Consider the following 16,921-nt stretch of genomic DNA (forward strand, 5'->3'; position numbering starts at 1 on the left):
CCAACTTTTACCCATTTTCAGGCATTTCATTTCTAGTTGGCGGGAGAAAATAGTATTGGTAAGCGCCAGTCGGAGGTTGGCCGTTAAAATAGTAATAGCGCTTTGCTTACTTTAAGCATAACCAAACAGAATAAATTGTAAACTTCAGCATGTGCCGAGGGTATTGTTTTTTTTGATTTTTTAAATTTTTGGCTAACTCAACTCTTTTTCAGGTGTGCCGATAAGCCATTGGGCGCCAAGGGCAAGGTTTTAAGTTTGATGCCTGTGGCATCCGCAATGGCATTTCGGATGGCCGGGGCAATGCCTACAATCGGAGCTTCGCCGGCGCCCGCCGAAGGTAAATCCGGGCGGTTAATTTGCACAATTTGGATAGCCGGTACATCTTTAAACCGGGGTACCCGATACTGCGCAAACGTAGGATTTAAAATTTTGCCGTTTTCAAAATCAATGGCCTCGAATAAAGCGCCGCCTAAGCCTTGCACCATAGCTCCCATAATTTGTTGGTCTAAATGCGCCGGGTTGATAATAGCGCCGCATTCAAAAGCCGTTACCAGCCGCAATACCTTTACAGCGCCGGTAGTGCGGTCAACAACAACTTCGGCACAAGAGGCTGTAAAGCCGCCTTTTTCGGTGCCGCCGGCCAGGCCAAAACCATGATCCGGGGCGGGTTTGGCTTTGCCCCAACCAAAAGCTTCCGCCGCCGCTTCTAAAACCGCCTGCAAACGCGGTTCTTTTAAATTTTTTAACCGGAACGCCAGCGGATCTAGGTTAGCTAATTGCGCCAAGTCGTTCATCTGCGATTCCAGGGCAAAAATATTAGCCGTGGAGGCTAAACCGCGGTAAGAACCTTGCTGTAACGGCGACTCTACCGGGTGGAATTGGATTTGCTGGTTTTCTACGGTGTAAGGGGTATGAATGCCGGAGTTACCCGAGTTGTAATTATGAAATTCCCAGGCCGTGAGCGTACCGTCGTTCTTGATGCCGCTGCTTACTTCTATAACGCCCGCCGGCCGGAAATAAGCCCAGGTAAATTCTTCGGGCCTTGTCCAGGTGAGTTTCACGGGTTTTTGGGCTGCTTTGGCCAGACGGGCCGCTTCGGAGGCGGCTTCGCCGGAGTGCTTGCCGCCGTAAGCCGATCCAGTATCCGGCATGATTACCCGCACTTGTTCTTTGGGTAAGTTAAATTCTTCGGCTAAATCGCTTTGCACCCCAAATGGGCGTTGCGTACCCGTCCAGACGGTGAGTTTGCCTTTTTTCCATTGGGCCAGGGCAGCGCGCGGTTCCATGGGGGCATGGGCAATGTATTCTACGGTGTAAGTAGCTTTTAACGTTTTATCAGCGGAGCTTAGCCCTTGCGTTATGTTGCCTTTGCTGGTACCGGCATTTCGGCCACCTTCTGGCGCGTTAGAAGCATTCTTTTTTAAAAAATCAAATATTTCGGCCCGCGCAGGCTGGGGTTTGGTTTGCCATTCAGCTTTAATAGCAGCCAGAGCTTTATTCGCGGCAGTTAAATCGGGGGCCGCTACGCCTACAAAATCTTTTTCGTGTACTACCGTTACGCCGTTTATCGCTTGCGCTTTAGATACATCTACGGTAATTAAGGTAGCGCCAAAGCTGGGTGGCCGTAAAATTTTGCCGTACAACATACCCGGCAGCTTCATATCCGACACGTAGGTGTGCTTGCCCGTAATAAAACGGCGTCCGTTTACTTTGGGTACCGAGGTTCCGGCAATTTTCCATTCCGGCACCGGGGTAGCTGGCAAATCAGGAATTATCTCTTGTACTAATTGCTTGCCTTTTACTACATCGCCGTAGCTTATTTTTTGGCGGCTGGCCGGATGCGTGATTTTGCCATTGGCTGCTTGCAGCGTGCTTTTATCAACTTTCCATTCCTGGGCAGCCAGGGTTAATAAGGTTTCGCGGGCGCTTACCGCCGCTTTCCGGAGTTGGCTGCCCATGGCGGGTGTGCTGCGGCTGCCAAACGTACCGGCGTCGTAAGGTACCTGGTCGGTATCGCCCATTATCATGTTTATGGCCGTGATGGGTACCCGCAGTTCTTCGGCTACTACCTGGGCCAGCGAGGTGCGAATATTTTGGCCTACTTCTACTTTTCCGGTAAAAACGCTAACCATGGAATCCGGGCTAATGTGCAGCCAGGCACCAATTTGGCTTTCCGGCAATTTAGCATTTGTAAAAGCAGTTTCCTTTGGCGAGGCTGCTAAAGCGGCAGGAGGCATTACCAAAGCTACGGCCAGACCACCGCCCAGCCATTTTATAAATTTCCGGCGGTTTATTACCTCCGGGGCGGCGGGTAGCAGTTCGGGTAATTCTGCTGGGTATAACCGGTCTTCAGCTTCTCTGGGCTCCATTTTTTTAAATTTTTACGCTTGCGCAGCGGCTTCCTGAATGGCTTTTATAATGCGCGGGTAGGTGCCACAGCGGCACACGTTGCCGTTCATAAAATCAATGATTTGTTCTTCGGAAGGTTGGGGATTATTTTTAAGCAAAGCCACCGTAGATAGCACCATGCCGGAGGCACAATACCCGCATTGAAAAACATCTACCTTTAAATAAGCTTCCTGCACGGGGTGCAAGCGGCCGTTTTTTTCTAAACCCTCAATGGTAGTAATGTTTTGGCCGGCTATACTGCTAATAGGGGTTTGGCACGACCGCGTGGCTTTGCCATCTACCAACACCGTGCAGGCGCCGCATTGGCCTTCTCCGCAGCCGTACTTGGTACCCGTTAAATCTAACTCATCGCGCAGCACAAACAGTAACCGGGTTTCCGGAGCGGCCTGGGTTATGCGTTTTATTCCATTTATTTGAAGCTCCATGGTGTAAATAGTTGTTCGTTCAACGCGGTTCAACAAATAAAACTTGCTAAATAATATATTCCAGTAGAATCTTTTCTAAGTAAATCTACTGGAAAAACTTATCCCCAAAACAGGGAAACACTTGTAAGCTATTTAAATTTCAGGAAAAAGGCAAGAAGTAGCAAAACTGAAAAAGTTTGGGTTTAAATTTTAACCATAGCTTTTATTTGAAAACAGTACCATCAGGAAGATACTTGCTCAGGTCTCTTTCACTTTGTGATACTAGGATTAATGGTAGCTAGCCGCGCCGCCTTTAGGTTATTTTTTTAAATTTAAGATAGAAATTCTTTTACAAACATCAGGGATTAGCAGGAATGGTAAAGTAATGCTTGTGGCTATATTTATGCAATTAAAAGGAGAGCAACAAGCATTATTATATCAACTAACTGATCTCGCCGTTTTTAGCTATTTCCAGTTCTTCAATAACCGCATTTTGCAGCGCGGCAAATTCTATTTCCCGATGGGTATCCCGGATAATTATAGATAAATCTAAGGCAGCAAAATCATTTTTACGACCAATGGTTGTTTTACCTAATTTATCAAAATCCCCGTTGATATCGGTAAAACTTTGCACCCACGTCAGGATAGGTTTATCATCTACTTTACCCAGAAACTTACCGAATACACCGGCTACCGAAAACAATAAGTCCGAGATTTGGGTAACGGCACTGGCATTTTTCACGACCTCTTTTAAAGTAGAAACCACACTGGCAAATTCCGGATCATTCTTTACATCCGACATAACTTTAGCCACATCGCGCAGGTTTTGTTTACTTTTTAAAATAGAGGCCAGCACGTGAATTTGGCTGGGGCTTTTATCTGTAACTTGTTGCTGTTTCCAGAAATAGATAGTTTTATCCACGGGCAAATCTTCATTATCTCCTACTTTGGCAAAGCCTTTCAGTTCCAGATTCTGCAACGCATCGCCCGTGTCGCTTACCACAATTAGCATCAGATACATTTTAGAAAATCCGGGAAAGGGCCCAATCTTAGGTGTTTTATTATTGATAATAAAGGCCCGCGACAAACGCACCTCAATGCCCGTTATATTTTGAGAAGTAGCAATGCCTGCGGGTTTACTATTTTCGGCTCCTTCAAAAGCAAATTGCTCCACAAAAGCGTCTTCTTTAATGTTTAATGCCATAGTTTCTGTTTTGTTGAACCAGGATATTGTTTTTAAACCAATCGCTATTACTTTATTCTTGCGCCCAGCTTTTTACCAAATGGTATCCGGAAGAAGCTGGTAGGTTAGAATTAATACAAACTATATCTGAAAGATAGACAAAATCAGGGCTTACGCAAAAAACTCATAAAGTCGTTTGTGAAGACACAAACGATGGCACCGAAAAACACATCAAGTCGTTTGTGAAGACACAAACGGCGGCATCGCCCATTGGCAGTGTCCTCACTGCCAACTTTGCGTAAGTCCTAAATATAAATAATTCCCGATTCTGGAAAGTTAAGTGGACCTGCGCTATTACCTATAAATAAAATTCCCTTTTAAAAAAGGGAATATAAAGTTAGCTGCCGTCCGGTTTCTGCTTGAACAACCATTTGGTCCACAGTAATTCTGTGCGCAATAAAGTGTAAGATTTAGCCTGCTGTTTACCGGATTTTTCGAAATAAATGCTTTTATTAAAGCTTTTGCCTAATAACTGGCTGATAAAAATACCTAGTAATGGAATGGCTGTTGTTTTGTTTCGTTCGCTTTGGCCGGGCGCTAGGGTTGCTTCTAAATTTTTGGGCCGGGCGCGTAGCTGCGGCACGGAGAGAGCCGTATTTTTAAATTTTTCGGAAACTCCCACCGTACCTTTATGCTATTGACAGATTTTAAATAACTTTTTATGCCACAATAACTTGGTTGCCATCCGCTACGAATTGTTCCGGTTCATCGGGGGCGGATTTAATGGGCGGCGCTAAAAAATGCTGGATTATATCGGCGAACATATCTCTGCAAACCCAGTATCTGCTGTGCGTAAAACTTATTCGGCTGGCTTTAAATTGGCAGTTTATGTTTTTCACTCCCTGGTAATAATCCAAAGAACCGCTTACGTAATCGTGGCCGTCCCAGTAATTATGCCAGGTAACGTCATCAAATAATCGTTTTTCGCAAGGCTTTACGATAAATTTATAATCCGATTGGTTTACCCAGTCGCGTTGCTTAAAGCCATGAAAATTGTTGATGATCTGGGCCCGCAAGTACTCTTTATCTGCAACCTGTTCCCGGAAAAAGAAGGCGATTTTGTCTAAAGGGCTGCCAAAAGTTACTAAACCGGCAAACCTTTCGGAAATTTTCCGGCCATCGGCGGGGGAGTTACAAGTACCGTTGCCGGAGTAGCCGTTTATTTCGCCCTGATTTACTAAGTGGTTTAGCCGATTTATGGCGTCAAAAGCTACCTGGCTGCCCAAAGAGTGCCCGGCGAGCAAAATTTTGCCGTAGGTAAAGGCGGGTGTTCCTTCGCTGGTTACCGCGCGAGCTTCCAGCAAGTATTTCAGCGCTTGCACGGCTCCGTCTAAAATGCAATTACGAATTTTAAAAAAACGCGATTTAGCATCGGTTGTATTATAAATAGCAATGTCGTTGAGTACGTTGGCTATTTTGTCAAAAGTACCGTTTAATTTGTCTTGCAGGAATAAAGAAACAAAAGAACCAATAATGGGAATGGCAGTTAATAATTTCACCCCAAAATCAATGATCCAGTTCAGAAAAACAAATAATTGGGGCAAGAAGCTTACGCAAAACCAGTAACGAAACGGCTTAAACGCGCTATCTTGAATAAAAATGCTCCGGTCGTTGTTCGTTTGCGCAAAATTTACATTATCCCGGTAAAATTTACGGGCTCCTTTGGTAACATTATTCAGCCAGGTATTTAAATCTTTGATAGTCGCTTGACCTTCGGTTTCGTGCGCCCAGTAGTATTCGTAAATATCTAAATGCGGGTCTTCTGCATTTTTCGGGTAAATTCTTAAGAAATTATCGAACCAAGGCACCTCACTGTCCGAAGCTGTTTTTTTAGCCAGTAGATGTTGAATTTCCAAGTCATAACCGGCGTCCTGGTACGTTTCCACTAATTGGCTGGCAAACCCGTCGAGGGTTTCTAAGGGATTTTGATTGCCAATACCGTGAATAACCAGAATGGCCGTATCTTGTTCCGGCCACCGACCGCCGAGGGCTTTCCGGAGATCGGGGTAGTGAGTAAGGGGCGTACTGGAATTTAGTTTAAACTTTTCGTTTTCGGACATAATTCTTTGATAAGCTTATACAAACAACCTTAAACGTATGGAACAGCCGGTACTTTTGCAATACTGATTTTTCAGTATTTTTTAAATTTTTAAATTCTTAAGGGCGATAGATGGTCTGGTTGCGATAAGGCGGATTTGTAGGCTGGCATTCTGTTATTCTAATCGTCTGCATAAACTCGTTTCCTATTGCTGAGTGGAATTAGAAAAAGTTTCCTTAAAAAAAGGCTGATTTTAAATGCTTGCCAAGATTCCAAAATCAGCCGAAGATGCTAGTAGTTTGCTTTCGAAAGGATCTGCTAGGAAGTTCTCTTAACTAAGGGTTTTACCGGTGCCAAGGCAAAGCCGCGGGTTTCCAAAAAGCGTTTGCCATTTTCAAACATAATACCACGGATTAATTCTCTTACTTTAGCATCGTCTATTTTACCTTGAGCGTTGGTGGGTAGGAGCGTAGAGCCGCCATTTTCTTTGCGGTAAGCTTTATCGGCAATGGGTAGCCATCTTAAAAGTACTTTTTCCAGGTCGGGCATTTTTGAGGAATCGCGGCAAATTTTTACCGGGTCAATTAGCCCGTCGAAATCGCTGCCGATGCAGATATGTTCCCAGGGATTCGGCGCTTGGGCCTCAATTTCGGCTTGGTTGGCTTTAGCTACCGCCACGATGTGCAGCAAATTAAAGCATAAACTTAAAGGGTGCCGCTCTTCTTTAGTAGGAATAAGCCACGACTCGGCGGTTTCCAGGCTTTCCAGCGGTTCGGTGCCCAAGCCTCTTACCTGCAGGTGCGGGAAAAAAGTTTTAAAATCGGGTACCGACAAGTATTCGGATTGTTCTTTGGCGCCTAGCCCTATTTTGGCCTGGAAACCGAGTATGCGAACATCCAGCGATATGCCAATCAGCCCGCCCGAGCGCAGCACCTCCACAATATCTTCGTCCATTAAATTAATGCTCCAAGGGTTAAAAGTAAATTCCTCATTCAGATCGGAGCCCCACTCGCCGGCTTTTCTTCTTTTGGTCGTAATTTCCACGGCCCGGATGCCCGCCTGCGCAAAACCGGAAAATTTAGAGATAGCCTCTACCCACTCGGGCAGCGAATAACCGGTTACTCCTACGTGCGAGGCAATTAGCGGAATATGCGCATAGGCGGCATTGTTTTGGCGGAGCGCGTATAAATCTTGCCGCGATTTTAAACCCATGTGCTTAATATCTATTAAAATGGGTGTGGCCTTATCGGTTCCATCAGCTTCTTTTACCGTCATGGTATAGGCGGCAGCCACTACTTCTTTGCCCAGCGGCGTAATGCCGTTGCCCACCGGGTAAAAAGCGCCGTGTTTCAGCATTTTCATCCCGAAAGCGTGGGTGGCCAAAGGTTGCTCGATAATGTGGGATAAGTGAGTTAAGGTAATGTAAAAAAGATCCATCCCTTCGGCCCACAAGGCTTTATGTAGCCGTTGCAAGCTCGCCACCACTCCGGCGGGTTCCGCCAGACAAAAATCCTGATAAACGGCATCGGCTTTGCCGTTGGTGGGCTGGGCATCGTATACGTTGGGTTTGGCTACCTTTACCCGCGATAAATTATGGCCGCCCTCCATGCCTAAAGCAAGAAATGTTGTATCGCCTTCTAGCTTTACGGGATTTTTCCGGGTTAAAAACGCTACTTTCTCATTTGGATTTTTAGCCAGCGTCCGGTAAAGGTCCAGTTCTTTAATAAACATGCGGTAATACGAGACTTCGCCCAGCCGCACCGATTTCATGTGTCGCTGGTCGAGGGGGCGGGTCCAGTTCGATTTTAAGAGCTTAGATAGAAAACCTTCGCTGTCGGCAATGCCGTGTTCAATGGCTACTACGTTGGCAATTCCCAGCCGTACGCCGCCTTTCTGCATTTGCTCCAGGCAACATTGGCTCTCCAGAATGTGCAGCACTTCTTCGTCGGCCAAATCCATCAGGTCGTTTTTTAAATCCATGGCCTTGATGAGTTCCGGCGCTTGCCGCGTGGAAGGATAGTCTTCTTCGAAGCGGGTAATAAATTGCTTGAAAACCGGGTGAAAATGAAAATCAAAATAAGATTGCTGGGCCATTTTTTTAAAATTTAGCGCTGGAAACTCTCAAAATAATCGTTTAGTATTTGCTTGCTCTTGATTCTACTGTTGGGCGAAGCAGACTCCAGGCCACTGGGGGGCTGGCTTTTGATTAAAGCCGTGAGCGCTGTTCGGCCGCGGCCGGTGAGGTTTACGAAATCCGTGGATTCCTGGTGGCCCGGCGTTACTTTCCGTTTCAAGGTATTCCATAAAAAATGGATGGCTTCCCGCACCCCTAAATCGGCTTTAGCTCTTCCATTTACGTCTTTGTACGCATAAGTCAGTGCTTCTTTTGGAGGCGGTTCGCATTGCAGCAGCTTATCTATATTCAGGATTCCTTTCCCGTACATATTTTCTTTCCAGGTATAGTGATCTGGTTTCCGGGCGCTGGTCTGTAAGCAGTACCGGAAAGCTTCTACCACTTGCCATTTCTCCGGATATTTTTTTATTTCAGCGCTATAACGGGCTTTCCATAAGGCGGCGGCGGCGGCCACGTGGGGAGTAGCGTAACTGGTGCCGTCGCCGTAGGCCATTATTTCCTGGCCGTCTTTATCCACAAAAGGCACGTACACCGATTCGCCGGGGGCCGCAATATCCACGGCGGGTCCGTAACTGGTACCGCTCCAGGGCTTTTCGTCGGGGTTGATGGCGGCTACCGCAATGGTGCCGGCGTATAACGCGGGGGCTACCACCATTTCTACTTCGTTGCCGGCCGCGCACACCCAGATTACTCCGTTGTCGTAAGCCAGTTTGGCGGCTTTTTCCATCATGGGGCGCGGGTAACTACCCATGCACATGAATATAATATCGGCGTTATTACTTACGGCGTGGTTCACGGCACTTACTAATTCTTTGCCGCCGCCCAGCAGCACTACCGTTTTGGCAATGCGGTAAGGAATCAATTTTAATAAGGTATTATTCGAATCGTACAAAATGCCCTGATTCCCTTCGTTGGCGTAAGGCGGTTTGATGGTGCCGCCAATTACCAGGCTGGCGGTGCGGGTACCGTGGTTCGGATGTTTAAAAAACCATTTGGCCAGTTCGTCATGGGCATCGGTGTCGTTATCGATAAAATCCATGTCGAACTGCAAATTATAGGCTTCTTTTACCTTGGAGTGGGTAGAATAGCCCGTGTCGAACTGCACGAGTTTTAAATCGCCAATATTTTCTTTAATAGCTTCCCATAACTTAGCATCTTTCTGCGTTTCTGTAAATTTTACGGCGCGCCAGTTCCATCTTCTTACGGCAGGCCAATTTTTATTTGCTATTTCGGCTTTACATAAAACGGAATCTTTCCATTTTTCTAGGAATTTATCTTCGTTCCAGGTGGCGGTGCCGTCGTTGTAAATAACATCCACCGCCGATTCCTGACCGGTAGGTTGACCGCCAAAATTAACACCGGTACTGGCTACATCGGTATAAACCGGTAAATCCGGAGTGCAGGTATCAATATGAGGCAAGGCTTCTATTTCGGCGGCCAGCTCCCAGGGCGCCCGGTCCGACTTTACCGTGAGGTAGTAAAAACGCCTTTGGTCGGCATCCGAGGCGTACGGGAAAATGGGTTCGCTTTTCACCAAACCCGTTAAAAACGTGCGCGCGTTCGTTTTCCAGTCTTCCTGCAAAGCTTCCATGGCAGATAATTCTACCTCAAAATATTGCAGACCGCCCGGCCTGGCTTGCGGCAATTCCGGAGCAGGCGCACTTTCCGAGAGAGGGGCGGGCGGAGGAGCCACTGCTGTCTCTTTTGGGGCGGGCATCGCGGCAATTTCAAAAATCTGGTTGCGGTATTGTTCCATTTCTTTCGGGATTTCGATTTTAGCAATTGCTTTTAAAATGCTGCTGATCCGGATGCCTTCGTTGCCCATCCAGTCGATCACATCGTCCGGGTCGCCGGGCTCCACCACGGTGCCGTTTTTGCGCAGCCACTGGCCTTGGTTGTTGCGGCGGGGTACCCCGCTGTGGTGCAAAGCCACTACTTCGCCGGTACCCAGCCCTACCACCATGCTGCCCGACGAGCCCGGCAAAGTATCGGACTCGTAGATTAAAAAATTATCGGTGAGCGTGAGCATCCGGATGTCTTTGAGTACTACTTTTTTATAGTCGCCGGCTGGGTGTTGAATTACGATGCAATTTTCGCCGTCCAGGATTTTACCTAAGCTTTTATCTAACCGTACCGGCTGAAAATCCGTAACCGCTATGCCTTCTTCCGATTTGGTTTCGATCGCCACAATGGTAAAATCCAGGCCACTAAACGGCACCGTGATCTGCTTTTCGATGGGCGAGGTCATGTAAAAAAGGTCGGGCCGCAGTTTAAAAGTTACCGGGTCGGAGGCGCCGGTGCCCAGCAATTCGTATTTAAATTGAGCCAAAGAAGTTTGGGCGGTTTCGGCATCGGGCAGCACGTGGTTGTTAGTAATAATTAAATTGGGGGCAATTAAAAACCCCGTACCGTACCCTGAGCCCCCAAAGGGGCTGCGAATCATGACGCGGCACACCGATTCGGAGAGCTGTAAGATTTTGCGCAGCACCAGTACGTCCTGGAAATTGGGCACGCCATTGATGCGCTCTACCGCGTCAACGGGGGCCAATCCTTCTCGCTCAATGCGTTGGGCCAGGCGGGCTGCTTCGTCGGGGCTTTGGATTTCCGTTAAAGTTACCTGGCCTTTGCGGTTATGGTAAATACCGTTTTTTATTCTTTCAATTTCCCGGATAGAGGCCGAAAAGCGGTCGGAGGCGTAATTGGCAACACTGGTTTGGCTTTTATCCATAGGTTTAAATCATTAACAAAAAGGAAAATACTTTACCTGCTACCCTTATTTTTAAAAATGAGGGGATAGGTAGTTAATTGCTTATCAGAACCCTGCTGGAGTAAACGCTCGGTCATTGGTGTTGCCTCTAGCGGTAAAATTAAATGGCGGCGGCAGGTATCTGTTTAACTAGCTTTTTTTCTGCATTTCCTAACCGGTTAGCAATCCTTGTTTAATGAATAATCTGGCTGGGTTTGCATTTTTAAACTTAGAGGAAAAGCCTGGCCACCGCAATACTGATTTTTCAGTATTTTTTTAAATTTAGAGTAGAAATAACTTATGGTGCCTTATAGGCTCCTGACTTGCCGATGAAAACACACCGTATGGGCATGTTAAGGTAAGTCCCATTTATAAAATAGCTAACCCGTTAAGTAGTAATAGATATTTAAAAAATACTGAAAAATCAGTATTGTGGGTGAAACAGACTTCTCTTACATTTAATTTTATAAACCATCGGGAAACTTGGCTTCCTGCAACACTTTGCATCAAACAGTAATACGGATATAACCCAGGTTTTTACTCCTTACTGCTTCCTTCACAATATACGATTGCTCAATTAGCTATCGCTGACAAGCATCTATTGAATATAGAATAAGATGAGGCTACAAGAAATCCGTCCTTGAACTTTAGGATGGGATTTCATAGCGTATTATTGAAAATTCACTCCTATAAAAGTTGTCATGAGACTAGGCCAATTTATACAAGAAGCTTCATTCTATCCGTCTGGCATCAACAATGAAAATAGACAAGCGCGTAAAGATTTTATTCGGATTAGAGTAAGGCAAATTAGAAGGGTAACCGGTGCAACAGATTTAAACGATATTCCATCAAGTTTGGAAGCTCCCATCCGCGCAAGTATACTTTCAGAATTGCCGCAAGTAGAGGCTGCCTTCAATACTATTTGGTCGAGAGTAAGTTCTGATACCCAGCATATTAATCTTAATGCTGTGGACCGTAGAATGAGGAATTATTATCTAAACATCGAAAATTTTGTGCCAAATCGGCTTTTAATCAACTTAAGGCAAAGGCTTGTAAAATTCATAGTGTATCGTGCTTGTGGGTGGGTTCAAAGTATGATATCCCCTTCTGGAATAGAGGCATTACACATGCTGGTAGACCGCAGACTGAGGATTGTAGAGAGAATGTTATACGATGTTGGAAGAGTAGAGCGGTGGGATAGAAATTGGCGTATTACGCCAATAACCGGAACATGGGAAGATAGTTGGAATCGCAACTTCGAATACCCGAGAATTCCACGATCCAGATTTGACCGGTTTTGCAATCCCAATTCAAGTGGAATTTGCCAAACAGCCGGAATGCAAGATTGGACACGTTTCGGCTCAGATAACTTGCTCTTGACAGGTACTACCAGACTAAATCCAATAGTAAGAGCTCAATGGGTTCGGCCACCTGGCGGAAATGAGTATATGTTTTACATTGAACCATATACCAATAAGGAAACGGCAATCAGTTCGCTTTTTTCACCAAGTACAAATTATAAAGATAGAAATTTAATTTTTTGTGATCATGTAATACATGTACTTCACCTAGAGGCGCTTCTTTTTGCTAAACGCAAAAGAGGGCAATCATTAAGCTCATGGCTGGATGATACCTATGGATTGGCACATCCAGGTTATTTGCGCATATATGCTCCCTTTGTAGGAGCAGAACATTTTATAGCAGGATCTGAAGATCAAAATCCAAACCGACATTATGAGTTTAAAGAAGTAGTGGAGGAAGAATTACAAATAGGCGATCATTTGATTGTTTATAATCATCCCGTTTATGATAGAGCAACGATCAACGGAGTCTGGCGGTTAGAGAATGCCATTGTTGTTGAAACATATCCAGAATTACGAATGCAGGGGCATGGTATCCAACCAAAAACCCTGGGACAGATGAAGGAAACCATGATTGCTTTGTTCAATAACGAGTTAAATGCGCTTAGACGAAGAGTTATGAATCATATTTCATCTGGGAGCAGTGCCGTGATTTTTGATCTTGAAGACCACGAAGCAGCTTTAGCAATGGTTACAAACGTAGTCGGGTTTTCACCGGCGAATGGTTACGCAACAAGTGTAAATATTGCCCGATGGTGCCTCATATGGGTAGCTAATTCAAGTGAGATAAGAATTCATAGTAATAGTAGCTGGAGTGGATTAATTTGGAGACAGCAAAAAGTATTTTATTCCCGCTTTACTGGCAGACCTGAAATTTTTGGAATATTCCCCCTTTGGGAACCTCTTCCCGATCGGCATGGAAATCCTCGTATTAATTCAGCCGGGGAAGTAACTCGAATAAGAGAGGTTCGTGTAACACCCCAAATGGTAGCTGCTTGGACCTGGTATTTCCCTGAAAGTCCCGCCGCTATGAACTCTATCCCAGTTATCCAACCAAAACCCTAAGTTTATGTCTAATAATAGCGATATTATCAGTAAGATACTATTGGAAGCAGGTGGAGTTATAACCCCATTGGAAAATGCATTGCATGGTCCAGATAGTGCATGGTCCTTTGTGAATGAAATAGGTTGGGAGGTACCCGAAACCTTTACTAACTTAGGAATAGAACCGGCAAGATTAAGTGGATTTTTTGAATCCTTAGATGAAGCAATCGCTTTGCCGGCTCAAGCATCGGATACAGAGCTCGCTGCAAAGTTTGGCAGATTGTTGATTGAATTATCTGCGCTCACTGCAAACATTTATCAGGCAGGAACAAGAATTTCCTCTCAACTGGATGCTTCCTTTCTGGCTGTAGCAGACATCGTGGAGAAATTGCCCGTAAGGATCATTGACTTTCTTATAACTAACTACCTTGAGGGGTCTTATCCTGTTTTACATAAAATACTAGTAGCCCTCGGAATTTTTGAATATCTAGAAGTTCCGGGTGATAGCGCTGCAAAAATAACTAATCATGTACGGCGTATCATCCATTATAACAGGATAGCCTTACTTTTTACAAGCCCAGATGAGTTGTTCCGGGAAGTTTACGGTTGGGGAACAACTGAATCCCGAATGACACTTTTTTTAGAAAGATTATATAACGTAGCTTTAGTAATAAATTTTCCGGCTTCATTCCATTTTCCTCCGGAAGAGAAGATACAGAATTTATCACATACTATAACTCTCCCGGATGAAGGAATAGCAGAATATCCTGAACTTCGTTTCCCTTTATTGAAAGAAAAAGAAGATGTTGCATCGGGAGAAGTGGGAATGAATTTAATGGTACTCCCGCCTTTAAATAGTTCCAGTGGAGAAGGGATAGGACTGCATCCATATCTTACAGGTAGTTTTGATATAGATATTCCACTCGATAGCGAAAACAAGTGGTTTTTTAAAATTGCCAGCAATCTGGATATGGTTCTTGGGTTTGGGCTTTCCCTTTACGCTAGACAAAATCTGGAGCTTGTAACGGATATTTTTGGTAACGGGTCATCAATTGAAGGGGGCTTTATGGCTGAATTTTCCAGAAGAGGGCAAATTCTTCAACCCATTGAGCTTCTGGCAATTTCAAATGAAACAAAACTTACTGCGGAAAACATCTTTTTAAAAAATGCATTAGCTTTTACTAATAACCAGTTAGAATATCTAATTGAAATGGGTATCGTTGGTTGTAAGCTAGATGTAGCTCAGACCGGGGCCGATAATTTTATCGGATCTACCATTGGCAATTCATTAAAGGGTATCAATTTTGACCTGACCGTAGGTTGGTCGAATATTGCAGGAATCTATTTTAAAGGAAGTGCAGGACTCGAATTGCAAATTCCTATTCATCAAACATTGGGACCTCTGAAGGTAGAAAGTCTTACCTTAGCAGTAAGAATAAGTGATCGGAATATACCAATTGAGATTGGAACAGACATTAAATTATCCCTTGGCCCATTATTAGCGGTAGTTGAAAACATTGGTGCAAAGGCAAACTTTTCCTTTCCGGAACATGGCGGTAATTTAGGTCCACTTAACCTGGAACTTGGTTTTAAACCACCGAAAGGCGTTGGCCTCTCGCTCGATACAGGGGTAATCAAAGGCGGCGGTTATTTGTTCTTCGACTTTGACCGGGAAGAATACGCCGGCGCCCTGGAACTGGTATTCAGTGAGTGGATTGCGCTGCGCGCCATTGGTTTAATTACCACCAAAATGCCCGATGGTTCCAAAGGCTTTTCGCTGCTCATTATTATCACCGTGGAGTTTGGCACCGGACTGCAGTTGGGTTTTGGTTTTACTTTACTCGGGGTAGGCGGTATATTGGGCTTAAACCGCACCGTTAACATTAATCCGCTTGCCGAAGGCGTCCGGACGGGGGCTATCCAGAGCGTCATGTTTCCGCAAGATATTATTGCCAACGCTCCCCGCATCATCAGTGATTTACGCCGGTTCTTTCCACCCGTGGCCAATCAGTTTCTGGTAGGCCCAATGGTTAAAATTGGCTGGGGCACGCCCACCCTGGTGAGTGTTTCCATGGGCATTATCCTGGAGTTCCCGAATGTTAGCCTTACTATTCTGGGTATTATTAAGGTTACTTTGCCGCACGAAGATGCCGCCGTTTTAAAATTGCAGGTAAACTTTATTGGGCGCATCGAGCCGCAGAATAAGCTTTTGTGGTTTTACGCCGAGCTGTTCGATTCCCGCATTTTATTTATGACCCTGGAGGGCGGCATGGGGCTGCTGGTAAACTGGGGCGACCAGCCCAACTTTGTGCTGAGTGTGGGGGGCTTCCATCCGCAGTATACGCCGCCGCCGCTGCCTTTTCCGGCACCGCCGCGCATTTCCGTGGACATCCTTAACCAACCTTTCGCCCGGGTCCGGATAGAAGGATATTTTGCGGTTACTTCCAATACTGCCCAATTTGGCGCTAGGGTAGAAATTTTCTTCGGCCTGAGTGCTTTTAAAATAGAAGGCCATTTTGGCTTCGATGCCCTCTTCCAGTTCGATCCGTTCTACTTCAGCTTTAGCTTATCGGTTAGCTTGTCGGTTAAAGTGTTCGGGGTGGGTTTGTTCAGCGTGGGTTTTACCGGCTTGCTCGAAGGACCAACGCCTTGGCATATCAAAGGCCGGGGCCATATCAGCATCTTGTTTTTTGAAATTTCGGTTCCCTTTGAAGAAACCTGGGGCGAAAGCAACAATTCCGTACTGCCGCCCATCGAGGTGTTGCCTTTGGTGGAACACGAGTTTCAGGCTCTTACCAACTGGGAAGCGGTATTGCCGAGTGGCAGCGGGTTACTGGTTTCTTTGCGCAAACTGGGAGCCGAAGCTGCGGATGCTTTAGTGCTGCACCCAGTAGGTTATCTGCGCATTAGCCAGCGTAAAATACCCTTGGATTTGCTGCTTGATAAAGTAGGCAATCAAAAACCCAGCGACGTAAACAAAGTTACCGTGCGCCAAACTGGTGGCTGGGCTTCGTTGGGGGCAGTGCAGGAACCGTTTGCCCTGGGTCAGTTTAAAGACCTGGATAATTCTAAAAAACTTTCCAGTCCGGGCTTCGAGCACCAGAACAGCGGCCTGCAAGTTTCGGCGGCCGGCTCGCAATTACGCACCAGTAAAGCAGTCAAACGAAAAATCCGTTATGAAACTATTATTATCGACAATAATTACAAGCGGCACAGAATCCGGTTTTATCAATTCTTTCGCCCGGGTTTCAGTGGTTTATACGGTACTTTATTTAACCATTATTTAGGCGGCAGCGCCGTGAGCCAATCGGTTTTATCGCAGAGCTACCGCAAACAAATACAGCCTTTCGACGAGGTTATTAAAGTGCAACCCCACCAATATTCCGTGGCCTTTAACCACAATAATCAACCGCTGCACGACTCGGCCATGCATTTTAACAGCCAGGCCGATGCCCAGGATTTTTTGATGCAACAGCTGCAGAACGATCCCAATTTAGTGGACAGCTTACACGTGATTCCCAACACCGAGATTACTATCTAGC

General features: G+C 45.7%; 9 protein-coding genes. 2 read left to right on the plus strand and 7 right to left on the minus strand.

Annotated elements, in window-relative coordinates; translation table 11 throughout:
- Positions 1-197 precede the first annotated feature (197 nt).
- From AHMF7616_RS05110 to AHMF7616_RS05140, 7 genes are all read right to left on the minus strand, one after another.
- Positions 198-2,369 carry a xanthine dehydrogenase family protein molybdopterin-binding subunit gene (locus AHMF7616_RS05110; protein ID WP_115371905.1) on the minus strand — a complete coding sequence of 724 codons (2,172 nt, stop codon included), beginning with the start codon at positions 2,367-2,369 and terminating at the stop codon, positions 198-200.
- 12 nt (positions 2,370-2,381) lie between these two features.
- Complete coding sequence (locus tag AHMF7616_RS05115) at positions 2,382-2,834, minus strand: (2Fe-2S)-binding protein (protein WP_115371906.1); 453 nt, start codon at positions 2,832-2,834, stop codon at positions 2,382-2,384.
- Positions 2,835-3,255: 421 nt separating this feature from the next.
- On the minus strand, positions 3,256-4,017 hold the full coding sequence (locus tag AHMF7616_RS05120) for a hypothetical protein (protein WP_115371907.1): 762 nt from the start codon (positions 4,015-4,017) through the stop codon (positions 3,256-3,258).
- Positions 4,018-4,393: 376 nt separating this feature from the next.
- Entirely contained in the window at positions 4,394-4,678 is a 285-nt protein-coding gene (locus AHMF7616_RS05125; RefSeq protein ID WP_115371908.1) for a hypothetical protein, read from the minus strand.
- Positions 4,679-4,715: 37 nt separating this feature from the next.
- On the minus strand, positions 4,716-6,116 hold the full coding sequence (locus tag AHMF7616_RS05130) for a hypothetical protein (protein WP_115371909.1): 1,401 nt from the start codon (positions 6,114-6,116) through the stop codon (positions 4,716-4,718).
- Positions 6,117-6,412: 296 nt separating this feature from the next.
- Positions 6,413-8,188: an amidohydrolase family protein gene (locus AHMF7616_RS05135; protein WP_115371910.1), complete on the minus strand. Its 1,776-nt coding sequence runs from the start codon at positions 8,186-8,188 to the stop codon at positions 6,413-6,415.
- Positions 8,189-8,199: 11 nt separating this feature from the next.
- A complete protein-coding gene (locus tag AHMF7616_RS05140) occupies positions 8,200-10,956 on the minus strand; it encodes a S8 family serine peptidase (RefSeq protein ID WP_115371911.1) in 2,757 nt (918 codons plus the stop codon).
- Positions 10,957-11,675: 719 nt separating this feature from the next.
- On the opposite strand from AHMF7616_RS05140, the gene AHMF7616_RS05145 reads away from it, so the two are divergent.
- Together AHMF7616_RS05145 and AHMF7616_RS05150 are read left to right on the plus strand one after the other, a co-directional pair.
- The gene (locus tag AHMF7616_RS05145; protein WP_115371912.1) at positions 11,676-13,400 is read left to right on the plus strand and encodes a hypothetical protein; all 1,725 of its coding nucleotides are present in this window, start codon (positions 11,676-11,678) and stop codon (positions 13,398-13,400) included.
- 607 nt (positions 13,401-14,007) lie between these two features.
- The gene (locus AHMF7616_RS05150; protein ID WP_115371913.1) at positions 14,008-16,920 is read left to right on the plus strand and encodes a DUF6603 domain-containing protein; all 2,913 of its coding nucleotides are present in this window, start codon (positions 14,008-14,010) and stop codon (positions 16,918-16,920) included.
- Position 16,921 lies beyond the last annotated feature (1 nt).

Source organism: Adhaeribacter pallidiroseus (assembly GCF_003340495.1).
Classification (GTDB): Bacteria; Bacteroidota; Bacteroidia; order Cytophagales; family Hymenobacteraceae; genus Adhaeribacter; species Adhaeribacter pallidiroseus.